Genomic DNA, 21,450 nt, shown 5'->3' with positions numbered 1-21,450 from the left:
AACCTTGTTAATGAGGTTCATGAATCGCCCGAACGCTTCGTCCCACGCGGTGGTGTTGCGCGGTTGATACTCGGTCACGGCGAAACTATTGCGGACCACTTCGCGGCTTTCCCATAGGCTGCCGATATCGCCCAGCGAAACGGCCTGGGTCATTAAATTGCCGACGGCGGTCGCTTCGGTCGGACCGGCGATCACTTGGCATTTGCAAGAGTCGGCCGCGAACTGACTGAGGAGCGTATTTTGCGCTCCGCCGCCGACGATATGGATGGTGTCGATCTGTCCGCCGGTCAGCTCTTGCAGCCAACCATGGACCATGCGGTAGCGCATCGCCAGGCTTTCCAGAGCGCAGCGGATCACTTCCCCTTCGCTTTGCGGCGCTTGTTGTCCGGTACGTGTGCAGAAGTCGCGGATTGCCTGCGGCATATTGGCCGGCGCCGAGAAGCTGGGGTGATCGGGATCGATGAGCGAAGCGAGCGGCGTCGCCGCTTCCGACATGCGAACGAGCTCGGACCAGCTGAACTCGCGGCCTGCTTCTTTCCAGATGCGGCGACACTCTTGCACGAGCCAGAGCCCGCCGATGTTTTTTAGCAGCCGCGTGGTGCCGCCGATTCCCCCTTCGTTGGTGAAGTTGTACTCGGCGCATTTGGCGTTGATCACGGGATGGGTCGTCTCGACCCCCATCAGGCTCCAAGTGCCGCTAGAGATATAGCACCAGTTGGGCGATTTGCCGGTCGACTGGGTCGCCGGCACGGCGGCGACGGCGCTGGCCGTATCGTGCGTGCCGGGCAAGATCACCTCGGCCGAGCGGATCCCGGTGGCGGCGATCACTTCGCCGCGGAGCTTGCCGAGGTTGGTCCCCGTCGGCAGGATCTCGTGAAAGACGCTGGGGAGACCGAACTTCTCGATCAGCTTTTTCGACCAATCTTTCGTGACCGGATTGTAAAGCTGCGTTGTGGTCGCGTTGGTCACTTCGTTCCCTTTCTCACCGGTCAGCAACCAATGAAAAATATCGGGCATCATCAGGAAATCTTCGGCCGCTTCGAGGATCGAGCTATCGTTGCGACGCATTGCATATAGCTGGTACAGCGAGTTGAACTCGAGAAATTGGAGCCCGGTCTCGGTGAAAATTTCTTCGCGCGACGCGATTTCAAACGCGTCGGTAAAAATTCCTTTGGTCCGCGGATCCCGATAATGACGCGGGTTTCCGAGCAGTTCGCCGTCGTCTCCCAGAAAAGCGAAATCGACTCCCCACGTGTCGACCCCCATGCTGACGATGTCGTCGCCATACTTGGCTTTGGCCGCTTTGAGCCCTTCTTGGACGTTTTTCCAGAGCAGCAGCAAGTCCCAATACATGCCGCCGGCTGCGTGCGTAGGCCCGTTATCAAACCGGTGAAGCTCTTCAAGGCGGAGCCGTTCGCCGTCGAAAATTCCTCCGAGCACGCGGCCGCTCGACGCGCCGATATCAATCGCCAAATAGGTTTTCGTCGCCATCAGAATCTTTGCTTTGCATGGGGAGAAAGTCGCTAAGTATTCCGGCGGCTCAGTTTAAAGCCTATTCGGCGCGATCACAACTTGCCTGTCGTTCGAGCGCGCCGACTTTGCGCCTGTACGACGCCCCCCTTTTTTTTTCGGCGTGGATGCTACATTAGCGACGGATAGACCTCTGGGAGTTTGCATGCAACCGACGACCGTTGAACAAGTCGTTCTCGACCTGATCGTGATTCTGACGGCCGGCGCCATTTCTGGCGCCGTGTGTCGCCGTTTTCAGATTTCGTCGTTGGTCGGCTATCTGATGATCGGCGCGATCTGCGGCAGCGGCGGACTCGGTTTTTTTACGAGCGAAAGCGAAGTTCTGGCCCATTTGGCCGAAATCGGGGCGCTGTTTCTGCTCTTTTCGATCGGAATGGAAATCTCGCTCGACGAGGTTCAGGAGTTCGCGTTTCGCTTGCTTGTGGGCGGGCCGACGCAGTTGCTGTTGGTTTCGATCCCCTCGGCGCTGTTGATCCGCGCTCTTGGTTTGGACTGGCCGGCGGCGATTTTGTTGGGCTCGGCGATTGCGCTCAGTTCGACCGTGCTCGTGTTTCGCGCGCTGAAAGAGGGGGGCGTGCAATCGACCGCGGCCGGCGTCTCGTCGATCAGCGTCCTCATCTTTCAAGACATGGCGATCGTGCCGCTGATGCTGATGGCGCCGCTGTTGGCCGGGGCCAGCGACAAGTCTTCGATGGATCTGCTGAAGCTGGGGCTCTATTCGCTGATGTTTCTGGCGATCATTCCGATCTCGGGCGCGATCGTCCGGCGGATCGGGGTCCCTGTTTTGCAGCGTCTCCGCAGTCGTGAACTGTTGGTGCTGTTCGCGCTGGCCGTGTTGGGGGGGATGTGTTATCTCGCGCATGAGCTTGGTTTGCCGGCCGCATTGGGGGCGTTTGCCGCCGGATTGATCTTGTCAGGCAATCGCCTGACGCAGCAGGTCGACGCGTTGATTTTGCCGTTTCGCGAAACGTTTGCGGCGATTTTCTTTATCTCGCTGGGCGGTTTGCTTCACTTCCAAGAGGCGATGCAAGATCCGTGGTTGATCTTGATCGGTCTGCCGGTGATCCTGGCGCTCAAGACGCTCGGCGGCGCCGTCGCGCTACGCGCCGTCGGCGTGCGTTGGCCAGTCGCGTTCTGCTTTGGTCTGGGACTGGCTCAAGTCGGGGAATTGAGCTTCTTACTGCTGTCCGAAGGGATGCGGCTCGACCTGATTAACGCCGCCCAGTACAACCAAATGCTGGTGCTTGCGATCGCGACTCTGTTGCTGACGCCGGCGATGATCAGTTACGGAATTCGGGCGGTCGGCGATCATCTGGCCGAAGTCGTCCGCCATGTGAAGAAGCTGAAGCGCCCTCCGTCGGACGTCAAAGAAGCGGTGGTGATCGGCGTCGGTCCGATCGCCAAACAGGTCGCGTCGCGGTTTGAGATGATGGGCATCTTGGTTTGCTTTGTCGATATGAACGCGGTGAACACCTATCCGCTAGAGCAAATGGGGTTTCGCACCGTCACCGGCGATGCGACGAAGTTGAAAACGCTGCAGCAGGCCGAAGTCGATCGCGCGCAGCTAGTGCTGGTTTCGGTTCCCAGTGACGAAGCGGCGGTCGCGATCGTCCGCACGATCCGCAGGTTGAACAAGAAAGCGACGATCATGGCCCGGTGCCGCTATCTGGAGACGCGGGCGCGGCTGCTCTCTTCGGGCGCCGATCTGGCGATCGACGAAGAGTCGCACGTCGCCAGCGCCTTGCTGTCGATGGTTGACTCGCTGGACCTGTCCCCTCACTAGGGCGGTTTTGGGCCCAATATCGACAAAATCGTCCCAATCTGAAGTTCGACCCCTGCTGTAACCGATGAAATGTTCTGGCATCGGATGGATTGTTGACTAAGTTGGTCAACATGGTTTAGATTGGAATGAACTCAGCACGGAAGTGGAGTCCTCATCGTGACGAAAGCAGTCGTCAAATCATCGCAAACCATTGTTAGAAAACGACTTTCCGATATTTTGAAGCCGGCCATGAAGACGCAAGTGCTGACCGAAACCGGAAAATTAGAGCCGACCGAAGAGCTTTTGGCCGAATTAGCCGCCAAAAGTGAAGCGTTGGAATCGGCCTCACCGGAAGAAATTATAGCCTGGGCGACCGAGCGATTTGGCTCGAAGCTGACCATGGGAACCGCCTTCGGCCCTGAAGGCTGCACGATTCTCTACATGCTCTCGCAGATCGCACCGGAGACGCCGGTTTTTAATCTCGACACCGGATATCAGTTCCAAGAGACGCTCGATTTGCGCGATCGCATCGCCGAGCAACTGGGGATCGAAGTCGAACTACTGAAGCCCGAGCTGAGCGTCGAAGAGTACGAAGCGCAAACCGGCGGCTTGCCGCTCTACAAGACGAACCCCACCCAGTGCTGCTTTGATCGCAAGATCACCGTGTTGAAGCGCGGCGCCGAGGGGAAGCATGCCTGGATCAGCGCGATCCGCCGCGATCAAAGCCCCGACCGCGCGAGAGCGCCGATCATCGGCTGGGACAAAAAATTTGGCCTAGTCAAAGTGAACCCGCTGGCCAATGTCGATAAAGCGTGGGTCTGGCGAATGATCACCGAACACGACATCCCCTACAACCCGCTGCATGACCAAGGCTACACCAGCATCGGTTGCTGGCCCTGCACGCGGGCCGTCGCCGCCGGTGAAGATGAACGCGCCGGCCGCTGGAGCGGGACCGAAAAGACCGAATGCGGCCTCCATACGCTGGACGACGACACCAACAAGTAACGAGCGCCTCGCGCCCCTGGACACGCGGCGTAAACGCCGTCGGAATCGTTTTGAATATCTCCGCCAAAACCGAATACGCTTGCGTCGCCATGATCGAATTGGCCGCGCTCTATGACTCGGGCGACCCAGTCCGCGTGCGCGAGTTAGCGGCGACGCACAGCATTCCGGCTCATTTTCTGACGCAGATCTTGCTGCAGCTCAAAGGCGCCGGCATGGTGCAAAGCACCCGCGGCGCAACCGGCGGTTATCGTCTGGCCCGGGATCCGAGCGAGATCTCGATCTACGACATCCACCGCGTGATCGAAGGGGACAGCGATCAACCTTGCGGAGCGCTGCAAAAGCCAACTCCGGCCGCGGCGGCGCTGAAGGCGCTTTGCTGTGAAGCGGCGACCGCCCAGCGCGAAATTCTCTCGGCCGCGACGTTGGCCGACATGGCCGAGAAGGCCGGCAGCACGGTCGAAGATATGTTTTATATCTAACGCGGTGGACGATCTTCGAACAAACGCTTGGGACGCTTCTCCGGCGGTTTATCTGCTCGCAGCGCATGGTCCCCCAAGTAGATCACTAGCAGCAAACCGCCCAGCGGGACTGCCGCGACCGCCAGAAATAGACCGATCAGCTCTTCGATTTCTACACCGCTGACTGCCATCGAAGCCGCAATCGGCGCGGCCAGGATCAGAAGCAGCAGGCAAGTTGCGATTTGTGGTCGACGATAACGACGCGAGGCAATCAATCCGGCGAGCATGCCTCCCCAGATGGGACTCCCGATTGCCCAGGCGCCGGCTTGAAAATAGAGCTTTTCGCCCACCTGGCGAGCGCCGATGAACGTGCCGGGTTTGCCGTCGCAAATCGCGAGTACATCATGCACGACAAGCCAGACGCCGGTCACAGCGCCAGCTAGCAATCCGAGGAGCATTAGCCAATGACGGGGTCTGTCACACGGAGGAAAGACCCATTTGCCAAAACGCTTTCCGATCGGATCGGCGACGACTTCTGAATCGGCGTCGTCAACCCAGTCAAAAGCTTTGCTGCCGGCGTTGGGAATATTTTTCGCGACAAGCATCCCAAATAGCAGGCGTCCTGTCCGACTCGCCGACACGCTGGGTAAAGCCAACACCGCGCCGATTAGCATGCTGATCACCATGATCGCTAAGCCGGGAAGTAGCCGCTGTTGCATCAGCATAATCAGCGCGCCGAATAGCGCGCCACCCACAATCAGCACCAGGGACTTCACCCATAGCGGAGCGTCGTTTGGATCGTCTTGGTTCAAGTTGAAGCTGGGCATTTCCGGTTCATTGTTGGTTCCATTCGCAACTTCATTTTAAGCTCGCTGGCGGCCAAAACAGAGATTCATTTTTGTCTCGTGTTTTCGGTTTTTGGCGTCTTTGAACAGGGATGTTAGAATACAGGTCCCCGTTTTCTGCCTTCCTTGCACACCGCGTGGATTTCCCCTCATGAAAGTGCTTTTTTCGTTGCTTGCAGCGTTTGCGCTCACCGCGACGCTCTCCGCCGCCGAAATCCATCTGTCCCCCAACGGCGACGATACCGCCGCAGGCACAGCCGCCGCGCCGCTTAAAACGTTCACGGCCGTATTGGTCAAGCTAGAGCAAAAGCGTGACGCCGGCGACACGCACGTGATCCTGCATGACGGCGTTTATGCGGTTGAACAGCCGATTGAAATTGGACCGCAGCATGTGCCAACGAATGGGACGCTCACTTTCCGCGCCGCGAAAGGCGCCAAGCCTAGTATCAGCGGCGGTCGTGAAATCACCGGTTGGAAAATCGGCGATAACGGCGCCTGGACGACGGAGATCGCGGAAGTAAAAAGCGGCGATTGGCGCTTTCGCGAGCTCTTTGTCAGCAGTGCGCCCGCCACCCGAGCACGTCATCCCAACGAAGGTTATCTGCGGATCGAAAAGTCGTTGCCTGATCGTCGCAGCGGTTTTACTTTCAGCGCAGGCGAAGTACCGGCCGCAGCAGTCGGCGCCGAGTTGGTGTTTTTGCACGATTGGTCGATGTCGCGGATCGATATCGCGTCCATTGACGCGGCGACGAACACGCTGCAGACGAAGTTTCCGATTGGTCCGAATGCGGCTCACTACGCGATCGACCACTTTGAAGCGCATCCCCGCTTCTACCTTGAGAATCACCCGGCGCTGCTCGACACGCCAGGCGAATGGTTTCTGAACGATACCACCGGCACGTTGACCTATTTGCCACGCGACGGCGAGACTCCAGAGAATACGCGCGTCTTTGCTCCGCTGGCCGAACAATTGTTAATCGTTCGTGGAACGGAAGAGTCGCCGGTTCGCGGCGTTCGTTTTGAGGGAATCGAATTTCAGCACGCCGCCTGGGCGTTGCCGCCAGAAGGATACGCGTCGTCGCAAGCGACCATGCACGAAGCGCGTGACTCCTCTCCCCGGTCCAAATCGCGCGGCATCATGCCGGCCGCGATTCTGTTGGAGTTGGCCCAAGACTGCGCTATCGTCGACGGACGGATCGCCAACATCGGTTGCTCCGGCGTGTGGCTCGGCTCACGCACCAACAACTGCCGTATCGAACGCTGCGTGGTGGAAGATGTCAGCGGCAATGGGGTCAATATTGGGGAAGACCGTACGCGTCGCGTCGCCGGCAAGCCGTGGAGCGAAGCGGCGCCGGAACAAATCGCCAAGGGTAACGCCGTGACTGATTGCGTCGTGCGGCGCTGCGGACGCCAGTTTTACGGTTCGATCGGCATTTGGGTCGCCTTTGCGGCCGAGACCCAAGTCACGCATAATGAGATCACCGACTTGCCCTACTCCGGGGTATCGGTCGGTTGGCTCTGGAATCCGACTCCGACGCCGGTTGAAAAGAACATAGTCGCCGCGAACCACATCCATCATGTGATGCAGCGTCTGAGTGACGGCGGCGGCATCTACACGCTGGGACGTCAGCCGGGAACGCGTCTGACCGAGAATCACATTCACGATATTCCGCTCAACGCCGGCCGCGCCGAATCGAACGGCATGTTCCTGGACGAAGGAAGCGACCAGATCACAATCGAAAACAATTTGATCTACAACATCGACAAATCGCCGCTCCGGTTTCATAAGGCCGAAGAGATGTTTGTGCGGAAGAATGTGTTGGTTTGTCGCGACGCGGCGATTCCGCCGCTGCGTTACAACAGCACCAAGGCCGAGACGGTGCAGCAGACGGACAATATCGTGCTGACGGCCGACAAGTTCGACCAGGCGACTTACCAAAAGCGGGTCGCCAACTGCGGACCGCGACAGTCGCTACCGTATCTGGCTCCCGCTGAGTAGCGATAAGGGCGTCGCATCGGGCGCTGCCGTTTGGCTCATTCGATCCGCCGTGCCGAGTCGATACTTAGTGATTGCCGCGTCTGTTAATGGTTACAGACGCTAGCGATTCCTTGGGGGCCAAGCTTGGATCGCCACGTAATCGATCTCTATCAGCTGAAGCAACGTCTGGGACTGTCGTGCGGCGAAGAAACCACGCGACAGTATGTAGCGGCGCTGCGCCAGCAGCCGACAAAGCAATCGGCGCCAGCTGCCTCCGCTCCTCTTTCTCCCGAGCCGCTGGTCAAACAGGCATCGCGACACTTTTTGCATCTGGCGATTGGACGACTCGGAATCGGATCGAACCTACGCTAGACGTCGGAGCGATCGTATTGGGCGGCGATCACGGCGGCTGTCGCCAACGCTGCGGTCTCGATTCGCAAGATTCGCTTTCCTAGTCGGAACCCGCGCCAACCGGCTGACAGAGCGGCTTGATACTCGTCAGGCGAGAAACCTCCTTCGGGTCCGATGGCGACGATGACATCGGTCGGCTCGGCCGGCAACAAGTCGGCGACCGACTCGCAGGCGTCGGGATCGGCGATCAGGCGCACCGCACTCAGAGACGCATGATTCCAAAAGGCTGGCAGCGCGGCCGAATCGGCGATTCGCATCAAGCGGTTACGCTCGCATTGCTTGCTAGCGTCGATCACGTAGCCCCGCAACTTGTCGAGCGACTTTTCCTTTTTCAGCGAAACGCTCCGCTCGGTATCTAGCGGCGTTAGATCAGTCACGCCTAACTCGACGCATTTTTCGACGAGCCAGCGTTGGCGATCCCCCTTCGGTAGAGCGGCGGCGATCGTCAGCGAGATCGGCAGTTCGCGGCTCACCTCTTGGCGAGCGACAACCCGTGCAGTCGCTGATTTGCGGCCGACAGCGATGATTTCGGCGGCGAATTGAGCGCCGCTATCATCGAACAGCGTGACTTGGGCGCCAATTTTTGCCCGCATTACGTGCAAAAGATGATGGGCTTCGGGGCCGTCGATTTCAACGGTATCTCCCGTAATCGGCGCTTCTAAAAAGAATCGATGCGACATTTGCAGCGTGCTAGCTCAAAGATGGTTTAACAGAATGCCTACAGGGCGCCTAACGATTTTACCGAACAAACAAGATAGACGAATACCCTCTGATACGTACTGTTGCGCCGATGCCCCAGAACGAACATTCCTTGAATCAACTGAGCGACGAGCAATTGCTGCGCAGCGCGCCGTTTGCCGAAGCCTGGGCGCGGCTTGACTACGTCTGGCAGTCAAACCGTCGCTGCGCCGTGGTGATCGGTCCGGCCGGCGTCGGCAAATCGACGCTGATGTCACGTTACGCCGCGCAACTCGCTGCGGCCCATGTTTCCGTCGCCCAGATCGCGGCGACCGGATTGGCTTCCTACGACATGGCGTCGCTGCTAGTCGAAGCTTGGGGAGGGCGTCTGAAACCGGGCCAATACCCGACGATCGCTTTGGCCGATCAGTTGGCGGTGCTGGCGGCCGAACGCCAAGCGGCGGTCTTGTTTCTGGACAATGCTGACGAGATGACGATGGACGCCGCCAACGTCGTGTTGCAATTGCTGCGTGCTCCGGCGCAGGATGGCGCCAAGCTGACGGTGGTGCTAGCGGCGCTCGAAGGTTCGCTGCGGCAGATCGATCGGCGCATTCTAGAACTGTGCGAACTGCGGGTCGATCTCGAGCCGTGGACCGTGGAAGAGACGCAAGACTTTGTCGAGTCGACCTTGCTGGAGCAGGACGACTTTCCGGAAGTGGACGAAGCGGCGATCGCACGGATTCATGCATTGTCCGAAGGTTCGCCGCGCCGCGTCGCTCAATTGCTGAATCTGAGCCTCACCACCGGCGCCGCGCAACATCTGCCGCAGATCGACGCCGAGACGATCGAAGGTCTCTACGGCGAGCTGGGCGTGCTGTAGGCGGAAGTCCACATCATGGTTGGCCGCGATAGCTCCGCTATCAGGGCCGACGAAGTCGGTAGAAAGCATCGGGCCGCGGTTGGAATTCCTGCGTTGGTCGCTGCACCGGTTGAAATGGCGAAATGCCCTGGAACTGCCTACTGCGAAAAAAGCGACGCCCAGGGAACTGTGGGCGTCGCTCGTTGAGCTTGTCGAACATCGAAGTTCGGTTTAGTGGACGCGATGTCCCGGCTTGGCGCCTTCATCGGCGGTGAGCACAAAGACTTCGGCGCCCCCTTCTCCGGCGGCGGCGACCATGCCTTCGGACAGGCCGAACTTCATCTGCCGCGGCTTCAGGTTGGCGACCATCACGACCAGGCGGCCAATCAGATCTTCTGGTTTGTAGGCCGCTTTGATGCCGGCGAAGACCTGGCGACGCTCGTCGCCGCCGAGACTGAGCGTCAGCTTCAGCAGCTTGCGGGCATCGGTGACTTCTTCGGCGTGCAGCACGCGGGCGACACGCAGGTCGACCTTCATGAAGTCGTCAATCGTGCATTCTTCGGCCAACGGTTCGGCGGCCAGCACGTCGGCGCTGTCGTTGAACTTGGCGGCGATTTCGTCGGCTGGGTTGGCGGCGTCAGCGTCGGCGGTTTCTTCTTTGCTTTCGTCAATCATGGCTTGAACTCGCTTTGTGTCGACTCGTTTCATCAAGTGTTCGAATTTGTTGATCTGCGTCCCTGCCAGCGGCGTTTGCGACTGGTCCCACGACGTGATCGGATCATTCAGCAGTGCGCCGACTTCGGTCGCCAGCTTGGGCAGCACCGGCGACAAGTAAATGATGATCTGGCGGAACAGGTTGATCCCCACCGTGCAGACGTCTTGCAACGCTTGGGCGTTGGCCGGATCTTTCCGCAGCTCCCACGGTTTGTTCGCTTCGATAAAGGGATTGGCCCGATCGGCCAGTTCCAAGATCAACCGCATCGCGCGATTGTAGTCGCACGCTTCGTAGGCGGCGGCGATCTCTTCGCCGGCTTGGGCGGCATACTCAAACCGTCCGTCGTCATCGGGATAGGCGGCCGAGAGCCCGGTAGTTTGCACGAACTTGGCGCAGCGGCTCGCGATGTTGACCACTTTGCCGACCAGATCGCTGTCGATCTTCTCAGCGAACTCTGCGACGTTCAGGTCAAGATCGTCCAGACGCGGGCCGAGCTTGGTCGCGTAGTAATAGCGAAGGTAAGCCGGATCGAGATGCTCCAGGTACTTCGCCGCTTTAACGAAGGTCCCTTTGCTCTTCGACATCTTCTCGCCGCCGACGGTCAAAAAGCCGTGAATGTGCACCTTGGTCGGCAGCGTAAAGCCGGCCGTCTGCAACATGCCGGGCCAGAAGAGCGTGTGGAAGTAGGTGATGTCTTTGCCGATGAAGTGATGGACTTCGGTTTCCGGATCTTTCCACCATTTGTCGAGCGATTCGCCGTTGCGTTTGCACCACTCCCAGGTCGAAGCGATGTAGCCGATCGGCGCGTCGAACCAGACGTACCAATAGTTGCCGGGACTGTCGGGGATCTCAAAGCCGAAATAGGGGCCCGGTCGCGAGATGTCCCAATCACGCAGCTCTTCGTGCAGGAAGTGTCCTTTCAAATAGTTGGCGACTTCCGTCTGCAAATGCTCGCCGCTTTGCGACCATTTTTCCAAGAAGGGATGCAGCTTCTCAAGGGCGACGAACAAATGCGTCGCTTTGCGCAGCTCTGGCGTCGCGCCCGAGAGGACGCTCACCGGATCGATCAGGTCGGCCGGCGTGTAGGTGTGCCCGCACTCGCAGTTGTCGCCGGGTTGATTGGTCCGGCCACACTTGGGGCAAGTGCCGCGGACAAAGCGATCGGCGAGAAACTGCTGGGCCTCGGGATCGTAAAGTTGTTCAATTTCTTTCTCGATGACCAGATCGGCATCGCGGAGCGACTTCCAAAATTGGGCGCAGAGCTCCCGATTCTCTTCGCTGTTGGTTGAGCCGTAATTGTCGAACTCGATAGCGAAGCCAGCGAAGTCGGTCTGATGTTCCGCGCTCATTTTCGCGATGAACTCTTCTTCCGAAACTTCATTGCGTTTGGCGCTGATCGTGATCGCCGTGCCGTGCGTATCGTCGGCGCAGAAGTAGCGACAATCGGCGCCGCGCAGCCGCTGAAAGCGGACCCAGATGTCGGTCTGGATGTACTCGACTAAGTGGCCGATGTGGATCGGGCCATTCGCGTAGGGCAAAGCAGAAGTTACAAGAATTCGTCGCGAAGTCATAGAAGAACCGTTGAAGTCGTTTTCCTGCCAAGAGTTAGGGCAAGTCGAACCGAGGATTGTACCGCAGCCGAGCGAAATCGGCGAGATGTCGCTGGCGGCGCCCAGAACACGATCCGCCGTCCATCCACCAGACAGACAGCCATGCAGCAGAGGGGTTCAGGAGGGCCCCTAGCGGAAGCGACAAGAAAAAGAGACGGTCGAAAAGCATCCCTAGAGATGGCATTTTCGACCGTCGCGCTTCGTTGGCTTATGAATGACCGGCGTCACTGCAAATTGGGTGTCGCCGAGTGTTCTACTATCGAAACCATTCGTGACGTCGACCGCTCGTTATTCCGCAAAGACGAAAAAAAGCTTCCAAAATTCACTCCGGCGTCATTCGCTTTCCTTGCTTGGCGCCAAAGGGGGCGCCGCAAGAGAGTTTGCACGCCGTGAAAATCGCCAGAAAAAATCCTTAACGCCTGTTGCGGGCGTACGCATTTCCTTACGCTTTTCCGCTGTGAGAATAGAAATATAGCGATGATGATTTTCGATGGAGAATTTCATCCGCTGTGGAGTATTCGGTGTTGGTATCAAGACCGCACTATTTGTTGATATCTACTTAGGAGCCGCTCCGTGAAGGCCGCGATACTCAAACAATTGGATTCCCCCCTGGTGCTAGAGTCCGGCGACGATTTGATTGCTAGCGATCACGAAGTCGTCGTTCAACTCAACGCCGCCGCGCTGAACCGGCGGGACTTTTGGATCAGCCAAGGAATGTATCCCGGCATTCAATTGCCGTCGATTTTAGGATCCGATGGCGCCGGCGTTGTTAGTAAGACCAACGATTCGCCGTCGGCAAGCTGGCTCGGTCGCGAGGTGATTATCAATCCGGGGTGGAATTGGGGAGATAACCCAGCGGCCCAGTCCGAAGCGTTCAAAATATTAGGGATGCCGGTCAACGGCACGTTCGCCACGCATGTGCAGGTTCCAGCAAAGTACCTGCACGAAAAGCCGAGTCACCTTAGTTTTGTAGAAGCGGCGGCGCTCCCGCTGGCAGGCATGACCGCCTATCGCGCGTTGTTCACGCAAGGCAGACTTCAGCCAGGCGAGAAGGTGTTGATCAGCGGCATCGGCGGCGGAGTCGCGACGTTTGCGCTGCAATTCGCCTGCGCGGCTGGCGCCGAGGTGATCGTCACTTCCTCTTCCAGCGAGAAGATCGAGAAGGCGATTCGCTATGGTGCGAAGCACGGCTATGACTACAACGCAACCGATTGGGTGGGCGAAGCGAACACGCAGTTCGGCCCGGTCAACCTAATCATCGACAGCGCCGGTGGAGCCGGTTATCGCGGGCTCTTGGATCTGGCGGCGCCAGGTGGGCGGATCGTGAACTATGGCGCGACGGCCGGGCCGCCCCCCAAGCTGGACCTGTTCAAGGTCTTTTGGAAGCAGCTGCATTTGATCGGCTCGACGATGGGTTCGCCGGACGATTTTGCGGCGATGCTGCAGTTTGTCAACGAGCACAAAATCAAACCGATTATCGACGAGACGCTGCCGCTGGCGGCGGTCAACGAAGCGATCGAGAAGATGCGGCGCTCGACGCAGTTCGGCAAGATTACGCTCGACTGCCGGGACTAGCCGGGGGAATGTTGTCGGTTCCCGGAAGCGGCTCAAACGAGCCAAACCGGTCACCCGCGCGAAGCCCATAGCCGTTCAAAAACTCGGCCGCCTGCATGACGCGCTTGCCGGCCGGTTGAATTTCGTCCAGGGCGATTTGACCACCGGCGGTTGCAACGACCAGTCGTCCTTCGTCCGTCGACGCGACTTGCCCGGGGGCGACGCGCGCGTCGCTGGCCAACGGCGTCATGCGTTTGACGATCAACCGCAGCGGCTCGGCGCCGTCGCGCAGCCAATGCGTATAGGTCCCTGGCCAGGGCTGAAATGCGCGATGCTGGTTGTAGATTTCGGCCGCAGTGCGCGCCCACGGCAGGTCGCCATCTTCTTTGCGCAAGCGGCGGGCCTTGGTGACCAGCGCCGGATCTTGCAGCTGGCCCGGCGGATTGTTCCCATGTTTTTCGAGCAGCGCGATCGAATCGATGACCGGTTCGATGCCGATGAGCGAGAGTCGTTCTTCCAACTCAACCGCGTCTTCATCGGCGTCAATCGGCGTTTTGGCGATCGCCAAAATTGGTCCGCCGTCCAATTTGGGCGTCATGTGGATAACGGTCACGCCGGTCTCCGCATCGCCGTTGTACATCGCCCAATTGACGGGCGCGGCGCCGCGATATTTGGGCAATAGCGATCCATGCAGGTTGATCCCGCCTAGCTTGGCGAGCATCAGCGTGTCGGCCGAGAGGATTTGCCCGTAGTCGCAAACGACAAACAGATCGGCGGCGTAGGCGCGTAAGATCTCGTGCGATTCCGGCGTGTTGACGCTTTCGGGCCAATGGATCGGCAAGTCGAATTCTTCGGCGACGGCCCGCATGGGACTGAGCGGCGCCTGGCGATTGCCGCGCATCGCGCGCGGCGGCTGCGTCAGCAGAGCGAGCACGTTGTGCGGCGAAGCAAGGAGTCGGCGAAAGGTAGGCGCCGCGAATGGACCGGTTCCCATCATCACAATTCGTAGCATCTTCGCCTCCCACGCGATAAAAAAAGCCGCCGGCATAAATACCGGCGACTTGGTTTAGTGTAACGAATTTTGAACGCGTCGAAAGTTAGCGAGCGCCTTCGGCCGCCGGCCCTTCGCCGTCGTCCGGCTTTTCCTGCTTTTCCGCGTCACCGGTCGGACGAGCACGTTTAGGCGAGTCCGTGCCAGGCACGATTCGCGGGCCGTGCGAATGCTCTTCGATCACGCGGCGCAGTTCGTCGCCGTCGACCGATTCGACTTCGATCAGCCGCTCGGCCACCGCGATCAACGAATCTCGTCGATCTGACAGCATCGTTCTCGTCTTTTGCAGCATCTCGTCCAGGATCCGCTTGATTTCGATATCGATCTCGCGGGTCGTCTCTTCGCTATGCGTCCGGCTGCGCTCATCGGGAGCTTCCGGAATAAAGGCCGAACGTCCGCTCTGGCGGAAGTTCACCCGACCAAGCCGGCTCATGCCGAAGTCGGTGACCATGCCGCGCGCCAGTTCGGTCGCTCGTTCGAGGTCGTTTTGGGCTCCGGTGGAGATCTCGTCGTAGATCATTTCCTCGGCCACGGTGCCGGCTAGCAATACTTGAATGCGGCTTTCGAGTTCACCTTGCGTCATTAGGAACCGGTCTTCGGTCGGACGCTGCATCGTGTAACCCAGGGCCGCCAAGCCGCGGGGAATAATCGACACCTTATGAACCGGGTCGGTATTTGGCAGGCAATAGGCGACCAGCGCGTGTCCACTTTCGTGATAGGCGACACGGTTTTTCTCTTCTTCCTGCATCACGCGTTGCTTCTTTTCCAGTCCGGCCGTGACGCGTTCGACCCCTTCGTCAAACTCGTCCATCGTGACCGCGACTTTTCCCTTGCGAGCCGCCAGCAGGGCCGCTTCGTTGACTAGATTAGCCAAGTCGGCGCCGGCGAATCCAGCGGTGATCGAAGCCACTCTTTTCACATCGACCGAATCGTCTAGTTTCACCGATTTGACGTGAACCTTCAGGATATCCGCGCGGCCAGCGGCGTCGGGCCGATCGACCAATACCTGACGATCAAAGCGGCCTGGGCGAAGCAACGCCGGGTCTAACATCTCAGGGCGATTGGTCGCCGCGATGATGATGATGCCGCTGTTGGAGTCGAACCCGTCCATCTCGACCAGCAGCGCATTGAGCGTTTGTTCCCGTTCGTCATGGCCGCCGACCATGCCGGAGCCACGGGTTTTGCCGAGCGCGTCGAGTTCGTCGATAAAGATAATGCAGGGATTTTTGGCTGCCGCTTGCTGGAACATGTCGCGAACCCGCGCGGCGCCGACGCCGACAAACATCTCGACAAAGTCAGAGCTGACAAGCTGAAGAATGTCACGCCTGCTTCGCCGGCGATCGCTTTGGCGAGCAACGTTTTACCGGTTCCGGGAGGTCCGACCAGCAGCACGCCTTTGGGAATGCGCCCGCCAAGCTCTTGGTATTTTTCGGGCGAACGGAGGAAGTCGACGATTTCTTTGACTTCTTCGACCGCTTCTTCGATGCCGGCGACATCCTCAAACGAGATGTTCAAGTCATCCTGCATATGCATTTTGCCGCGGCTGCGACCAAACGCGATGGCGCTGCCGGCGCCGCCGAGACGACGCATCATCAAGTAGAAGAGAATCACAATCAGCGCCGTCATAAACAGCAGGCCGCCATAGATCTCGAGGAAGCCGTCCCCTTGGTCGCCGCTATAATCTTTGAAGCCGTGCGACTTGAGCGCGTCGGTGATTTCGTTCAGGCTTTGTTCGTCGCCAGGCAGATAGGTGACGATCGGCACCCCTTTTTGCTTGCTGGCGGCAATGTCTTTGTTGTCAGCGTCCAGGTCTTCGCGATCGACGGTGGCGCTGACCGTCGACTTGCTGACGGTCGCGTTCCGAAAATTCGAGTAGAGGATCTTCTTCCCCTTCGAGTTTTCGATCGCCAGACTGCCCACCGGCTTGCCCGAAGCGTCCAACTTGTGCGCATCGATCAAATCGACCAATTGGGCCGGCGTGATCACGTCGCGCGACGGGCGAATAAAGTAGATCGCGATGAAAAACGTGACGACGATCGCCACCACGATGTACAGAGTCAAATTGTTAGTGCGAGAATCGCCCGAACGGCGAGGGGGTTCGTCGTGATTATCCATGAGCAACCAAGTGAGAGTAGCGCCGAGGGGCCGGCGAATGTCAAGATTTTGGGTTCAGCCGCTATTATACAGCGCCAAGTTCCAGGCCAATGAATTGTCCCGCGGGTCGAAATCGGCTCGGCTTGCTGCGATGGGCGATTCTTCCTAGAATTCGCGTGATTCGCAAGTACTTGCCCCATCAAGAGATGAGTGCGTCGCTAGTCGCCCATGGCGCGGTCCTCGGGTTGTCGTAGAATGCAAAAAGCATTTTCAGCGTCGGTCCACTTGGACGGCTAGTGCCGATTGCGCCTCGGTCTTTGTTGCCGGTATCCGTCCAAATATCCCTATTCCTCCGATCGAATCGTCGACATGACGGCCTCCCCTCAATCTGTTGCTCTGCTGGGCGCCACCGGCAGCATTGGACGCAGCACGCTCGACGTGATTGCGGCGTCCGAGGGACGATACGTCTGTCATCTTTTAACGGCGCATCAAAAACTGGATGAATTGGCCGCCGCCGCGCGACAGTTTGTCCCACGCTATATCGTCGCGACCGATCCAACGGCTGCGGCGGCCCGCGATTGGTCTGATTTGCCGGAAGAGACCGAACTGCGAATCGGCCCTGACGCGATCGCCGAGCTGGTTTCGCACGCCGACGTCGATATCGTGGTCGCCGCAATTGTCGGACGCGCCGGTCTCGAAGGGACCTGGGCCGCACTCGAAGCGGGCAAACGAGTCGCATTAGCGAACAAAGAGACCCTGGTTTTGGCTGGCGGATTGGCGATGCGGCTGGCCGCCGAGCGAAACGCCCAAATCTTACCGGTCGACAGCGAGCATAGCGCCATCTTTCAGGCGTTGCAGGCTGGACAGCAAAGCGAAGTGGCCCGGATCATTTTGACCGCTTCTGGGGGGCCGTTTCGACATCACAGTCAGGCGCAATTGGAACAAGTGACCACCGCCGAGGCTTTAAATCATCCAACTTGGAAGATGGGCCCTAAGATTACGGTCGATTCAGCGACCATGATGAATAAGGCGCTCGAGGTCATTGAGGCCCGCTGGTTGTTTGATATGCCGGCAGACAAGATAGACGTGGTGGTCCACCCCCAATCGGTGGTCCATTCGCTGGTCGAGTATGTTGACGGGTCGGTCATGGCGCAATTGAGCCCCCCCGACATGAAATTACCGATACAATATGCAATGTCGTTCCCGGAACGCTTCCCTGGCCCGGCTCGAAGGCTAGACTTCACCGTCGCGTCCAGCTGGGAGTTTGAACCGCCCGACTTGGACCGTTTTCCTGCCCTACGATTAGGGAAAGAAGCGGCCGAGCGCGGGGGGACGACCGGAGCGGTCTTGAACGCCGCCAACGAAGCGGCCGTACAGAGCTTTCTCGACGGCGAGATCTCGTTCACCGATATATCCAGGGCATGTCGTGCAGCGTTAGATAGTCACGACTTTGACCCTACCCCAACGATTGATCAACTACTCGCGCTCGACGCATGGGCGCGTAGGGAGGTTTCCGCGTGGATTACGTGTTGTTAGCCGAGACTAATTTTCTGGGCATTTTGACCAACATTGGCTTTTTCGCCATGGGCGTCGCCGGTCTGGGAGTCGTGATTTTCATTCACGAGCTGGGGCACTTTTTGGCCGCCAAAGCGTGCGGCGTGAAGTGTGAAAAGTTCTACGTCGGTTTTGACGCTCCGATCAGCATCGGACCTTGGAAGTTCAGCGCTCTTTGGAAAAAGCAGTGGGGCGAAACTGAATACGGCATCGGCACCATTCCGCTGGGCGGATATGTCAAGATGCTCGGCCAGGATGACAATCCGGCGGCCGCCGAAGAGGAAATCGCGCGTTCGAAAGAAGGGGGCGAGGCCGATCAGCACGACCCCCGCAGCTATCTGGCCAAGTCAGTGCCGCAGCGAATGATGATCATTTCGGCTGGCGTGACGTTTAACGTCATCTCGGCGGTGATCTTCGCCGCGATCGCTTACATGGTCGGCGTCAGCTATACGCCGTGCGATGTCGCCTACGCTCAGCCAGGCGGACCGGCGTGGATCGCAGGGATTCGTCCTGGCGACAAAATCGTTGCGGTGACGCCTGGCGCTGAGCCGAGCGACACGCTGCGTTTCCGCAAAGACTTGACGCTGGCCGTTGTCATGAACGGCGACGAGAAGCCGATGCCGATCGAGATTCGCCGCGGCGATGAGACGCTCGTCTTCGATGTCACCCCGAAAAAGCCGTTCCCCGACGCCGACTTTCCGCTGCTCGGCATTTCGCCCGAGAACTCGCTGAAGGTCGCCAAGCCGCCGGAAGGTTATGCGTTGTTGGCCGGAAATCCCGAGTGGATGACGAAGCTGGCGACAGGCGATTTATTGGTCGACGTCGATGGCAAGCCGATCGAGAACTATATCCAGTGGGAAAACATTCTCGCGACGCACGCCGCCGACACGTTAAAGCTGAACTTTGAGCGGACCGAAGGCGCTGGTGATGCGGAAAAGAAATCGACGTACGAAATCGAGCTGCCGCCGACTCCGTATCGCGAAACCGGCCTGGTGATGGAGATGACGCCGATCCAGCATGTGCAGACCGGATCGCCGGCCGATGCGCAAGGCCTGAAGGTCGGCGACAAGCTGGTCTCGATCGGCGACGTGCCGGCCGCCAATGGCTATACGCTAGCGGCTCGCTCGGCCCAATACGCCGGGCAAACCGTCGACGTGGTGGTCCTGCGCGACGGCGAAGAGAAGACCCTCTCGGTGGCGATGCGTCAGCCGGAGCAATACAACACGCAGAGCGGATTCGGAACCGAACTGGCGATCGATATGCTGGGCGTTTCGTACTCGCTAACCAATCGCGTTGCAGAAGTCTTGCCTGAAAGCCCGGCCGCCGCCGCCGGAATCAAAGCCGGTGACGAAATTCGGACCCTGAAGTTGAAGCCGACCGACTCGCAACGAGAAATGGCTTACGCTTGGCCGAAAGATGACAAGCCGCTGAAGATCATCGAAGACGAAATCGATTGGCAGGACGCGTTTAACGCTGCGTTCCAATACCTGCCTGCCGGCGTGCCGGTCGAAGTGATCTTCAATCGCGAAGGGACCAACAATACGCAAACAGCGCTGATCACCCCGGTCGACTCCCAGGATCAGTTTGTCGAACATCGCTACATCGTCTTTGTCACCCCCAGTCCGATCTACGTCGCCAAATCGATCGGCGAAGCGGTGGGACTTGGCTTTCAAGAGACCGGCAGCGGCATGGGCCAGGTCTTTATGATGCTCCGCAAGTTGGTGACCGGCAAAGTGCCGTTGGCCGGCTTCGGCGGACCCGGCACCATCCTGGCGGTCGCGACCAGCGAATCGTCGCAGGGTATCGGACGACTGCTCCTCTTTTTGACGCTGATCAGCGCCAACCTGGCGGTGATCAACTTCATGCCGATTCCGGTGCTCGACGGCGGGCACATGGTCTTCCTGCTGTACGAAGGAATCCGGGGCAAACCGCTCGATGAAAAGTGGATGATGCGACTCACTTTCGCGGGTTTCGCCTTCGTGTTGCTGCTGATGATCTGCGTCATCGGCCTCGATATCAATCGCTTTTTGCCGTTGATCACGGGGTAAGGTTGAAGTGCTTCGTTCTCCAAATCTGATCCGCTGCGTCTTGTTTGACGTGGTTGGAACGTTGATTTATCCACAGCCCAGCGTCGCCGCCGTCTATCAAGCGGCCGGCGTCGCGAACGGTTGTGATTTACCGATCGAGACGATCCGCGCTCGATTTCGCGAGGCGCTGATCCTCTACTCGGTCTCGCCTGATTTGCGTACGGACGAAACGCTCGAGCGCGAACGGTGGCGACAGATCGTCGCACACGTCTTCGCCGAAGCCAACGAGACCAAAGCGATCTTGGATCGCCTCTGGAAACACTTCGCCCAGGCGAGCAGTTGGAGCGTCTACCAAGATGCGTTGCCGACGCTGGAGAAACTGAGCGATCGCTATCAGGTAGGATTGGCGTCGAACTTTGACGGACGACTACGCGCCATCGCAGGGCATTGGCCCTGTCTGTCGGACGCGATGCTATTTGTCTCCGCCGAAGTGGGCTGGGCCAAGCCGAGCCCCCACTATTTTGGTTCGATCGCCAATGTGTTACAGCTGCAGCCGCACCAGATCTTGTTGGTCGGCGATGATCCCCGCAATGATTACCACGGCGCCGTGGCCGCTGGATACCAGGCGCTCTTTTTGGCCCGCGAGAAAGACGTGCCGGCCGATATCGCGCCGGAAGCGGTGATTCAATCACTCGGCGAAGTGATTACACGCTTGTTGTAGAGCCGGCGGCAAGGTTCGGCAGGTCCTCTCGGCCTGCCGAAGCAACACGCACGCAAAAAAAGGGAACGCCGCGAGAGCGTTCCCTGTGCGCCAGTAATCTCTGACCCAGCCGACTTCGTCCGACGCCGGCTACCGATTCACTTCGATCGAAATGCTGCTCGCATTTTCATTCGTCACTTTGATCGACGTCGTGAACTCGGCAAAGATCTGCTTGCCGTAAGGAAGTTCTTGGTCGGGCTTTGCGTCGCCATCAAAGCCGTCGATACGAACGCGATAGGCGCCTTCGGTAAGACGCTGTTTCGCTTGCGACGTATCGAACGCTCCAGCGACAATATCGGCTGAAATCGCCGGGCCGCGATGCCCCTTGGATGAGTCAGGGCTCAACAAGATCGAACCGCGCGGAACGGGGGCGCCTTGATGGGTCACCGTTCCGGCGGCGACGAATCCCTCACGCTCCTCTGAACTACAACCGCTGGCGAGCATGATCGCGGCCGCACCCAACGTGCAGACGAAGCAAAAACGAGTCATCATTATTAGTCTCGAGCGAGAGAGGATATCTAGGAAGTAGAGAATTGCCGGCGGACGCAACGCGATGCGC

Annotated in this window: 17 protein-coding genes and 1 pseudogene; 10 read left to right on the top strand and 8 right to left on the bottom strand. The window is 58.8% G+C overall.

The genetic code is table 11. The features are described 5' to 3' along the window. Positions 1–1,491, bottom strand: a 1,491-nt coding sequence (locus DSM3645_RS26415; protein ID WP_002655729.1) for a rhamnulokinase, incomplete at its 3' end; no start/stop codon positions are given. A gap of 184 nt (positions 1,492–1,675) precedes the next feature. Here DSM3645_RS26415 and DSM3645_RS26410 point away from each other — a divergent pair. The 3 genes from DSM3645_RS26410 (at position 1,676) to DSM3645_RS26400 (ending at position 4,776) form a co-directional block, all read left to right on the top strand. After that, positions 1,676–3,313, top strand: a complete 1,638-nt coding sequence (locus DSM3645_RS26410) for a cation:proton antiporter (RefSeq protein ID WP_002655728.1) — start codon at positions 1,676–1,678, stop codon at positions 3,311–3,313. Positions 3,314–3,541: 228 nt separating this feature from the next. Continuing rightward, on the top strand, positions 3,542–4,297 hold the full coding sequence (locus DSM3645_RS26405) for a phosphoadenylyl-sulfate reductase (protein ID WP_002655727.1): 756 nt from the start codon (positions 3,542–3,544) through the stop codon (positions 4,295–4,297). Positions 4,298–4,347: 50 nt separating this feature from the next. Beyond that, on the top strand, positions 4,348–4,776 hold the full coding sequence (locus DSM3645_RS26400) for an RrF2 family transcriptional regulator (RefSeq protein WP_002655726.1): 429 nt from the start codon (positions 4,348–4,350) through the stop codon (positions 4,774–4,776). Here DSM3645_RS26400 and DSM3645_RS26395 read toward each other — a convergent pair. Continuing rightward, entirely contained in the window at positions 4,773–5,582 is an 810-nt protein-coding gene (locus DSM3645_RS26395; RefSeq protein ID WP_002655725.1) for a hypothetical protein, read from the bottom strand. The two genes, DSM3645_RS26400 and DSM3645_RS26395, sit on opposite strands and share 4 nt — an antisense overlap. A 169-nt stretch (positions 5,583–5,751) precedes the next feature. Between DSM3645_RS26395 and DSM3645_RS26390 the strand changes: the two genes are divergently transcribed. Together DSM3645_RS26390 and DSM3645_RS26385 are read left to right on the top strand one after the other, a co-directional pair. After that, complete coding sequence (locus DSM3645_RS26390) at positions 5,752–7,599, top strand: right-handed parallel beta-helix repeat-containing protein (RefSeq protein ID WP_002655724.1); 1,848 nt, start codon at positions 5,752–5,754, stop codon at positions 7,597–7,599. 123 nt (positions 7,600–7,722) lie between these two features. Then, positions 7,723–7,950: a hypothetical protein gene (locus tag DSM3645_RS26385; protein ID WP_002655723.1), complete on the top strand. Its 228-nt coding sequence runs from the start codon at positions 7,723–7,725 to the stop codon at positions 7,948–7,950. Here DSM3645_RS26385 and DSM3645_RS26380 read toward each other — a convergent pair. Then, complete coding sequence (locus tag DSM3645_RS26380) at positions 7,947–8,669, bottom strand: 16S rRNA (uracil(1498)-N(3))-methyltransferase (protein ID WP_002655722.1); 723 nt, start codon at positions 8,667–8,669, stop codon at positions 7,947–7,949. The genes DSM3645_RS26385 and DSM3645_RS26380 overlap by 4 nt on opposite strands. Positions 8,670–8,779: 110 nt before the next feature. On the opposite strand from DSM3645_RS26380, the gene DSM3645_RS26375 reads away from it, so the two are divergent. Beyond that, complete coding sequence (locus tag DSM3645_RS26375; protein ID WP_002655721.1) at positions 8,780–9,547, top strand: ATP-binding protein; 768 nt, start codon at positions 8,780–8,782, stop codon at positions 9,545–9,547. A gap of 210 nt (positions 9,548–9,757) precedes the next feature. On the opposite strand, the gene metG is transcribed toward DSM3645_RS26375, so the two are convergent. Beyond that, the gene (gene metG / locus DSM3645_RS26370; RefSeq protein ID WP_040353038.1) at positions 9,758–11,812 is read right to left on the bottom strand and encodes a methionine--tRNA ligase; all 2,055 of its coding nucleotides are present in this window, start codon (positions 11,810–11,812) and stop codon (positions 9,758–9,760) included. Between the two features lie 612 nt (positions 11,813–12,424). On the opposite strand from metG, the gene DSM3645_RS26365 reads away from it, so the two are divergent. Continuing rightward, positions 12,425–13,426, top strand: a complete 1,002-nt coding sequence (locus DSM3645_RS26365) for a zinc-binding dehydrogenase (protein WP_002655719.1) — start codon at positions 12,425–12,427, stop codon at positions 13,424–13,426. Here DSM3645_RS26365 and fmt read toward each other — a convergent pair. The 3 genes and pseudogenes from fmt to DSM3645_RS31895 all read right to left on the bottom strand — a co-directional run. After that, positions 13,404–14,417: a methionyl-tRNA formyltransferase gene (gene fmt, locus DSM3645_RS26360; RefSeq protein ID WP_116344617.1), complete on the bottom strand. Its 1,014-nt coding sequence runs from the start codon at positions 14,415–14,417 to the stop codon at positions 13,404–13,406. The genes DSM3645_RS26365 and fmt overlap by 23 nt on opposite strands. Before the next feature lie 85 nt (positions 14,418–14,502). Then, positions 14,503–15,204, bottom strand: coding sequence for a hypothetical protein (locus DSM3645_RS31565; protein WP_237564959.1), 702 nt, complete (start codon positions 15,202–15,204; stop codon positions 14,503–14,505). Between the two features lie 105 nt (positions 15,205–15,309). Next, positions 15,310–15,983: pseudogene (locus tag DSM3645_RS31895) on the bottom strand (AAA family ATPase); the annotation flags it as partial. Positions 15,984–16,919: 936 nt separating this feature from the next. Between DSM3645_RS31895 and dxr the strand changes: the two are divergent. Genes dxr through DSM3645_RS26340 form a run of 3 tightly spaced genes read left to right on the top strand, consistent with a single transcriptional unit; the run spans position 16,920 to position 20,852 of the window. Then, a complete protein-coding gene (gene dxr / locus DSM3645_RS26350; protein ID WP_002655715.1) occupies positions 16,920–18,086 on the top strand; it encodes a 1-deoxy-D-xylulose-5-phosphate reductoisomerase in 1,167 nt (388 codons plus the stop codon). After that, positions 18,068–20,152 (top strand): site-2 protease family protein, encoded by a 2,085-nt coding sequence (locus tag DSM3645_RS26345; protein ID WP_002655714.1) that lies wholly within the window; start codon positions 18,068–18,070, stop codon positions 20,150–20,152. Before dxr ends, DSM3645_RS26345 begins: the two co-directional genes overlap by 19 nt. Positions 20,153–20,159: 7 nt before the next feature. Continuing rightward, complete coding sequence (locus DSM3645_RS26340) at positions 20,160–20,852, top strand: HAD-IA family hydrolase (protein WP_002655713.1); 693 nt, start codon at positions 20,160–20,162, stop codon at positions 20,850–20,852. A gap of 129 nt (positions 20,853–20,981) precedes the next feature. Here the strand turns inward: DSM3645_RS26340 and DSM3645_RS26335 are convergent, their stop codons facing one another. Then, complete coding sequence (locus DSM3645_RS26335; protein ID WP_237564941.1) at positions 20,982–21,380, bottom strand: hypothetical protein; 399 nt, start codon at positions 21,378–21,380, stop codon at positions 20,982–20,984. Positions 21,381–21,450: the final 70 nt, after the last annotated feature.

This window comes from Blastopirellula marina DSM 3645 (assembly GCF_000153105.1).
GTDB classification, from domain to species: domain Bacteria; phylum Planctomycetota; class Planctomycetia; order Pirellulales; family Pirellulaceae; genus Blastopirellula; species Blastopirellula marina.
This window is presented reverse-complemented; position numbering and strand designations above follow the sequence as displayed.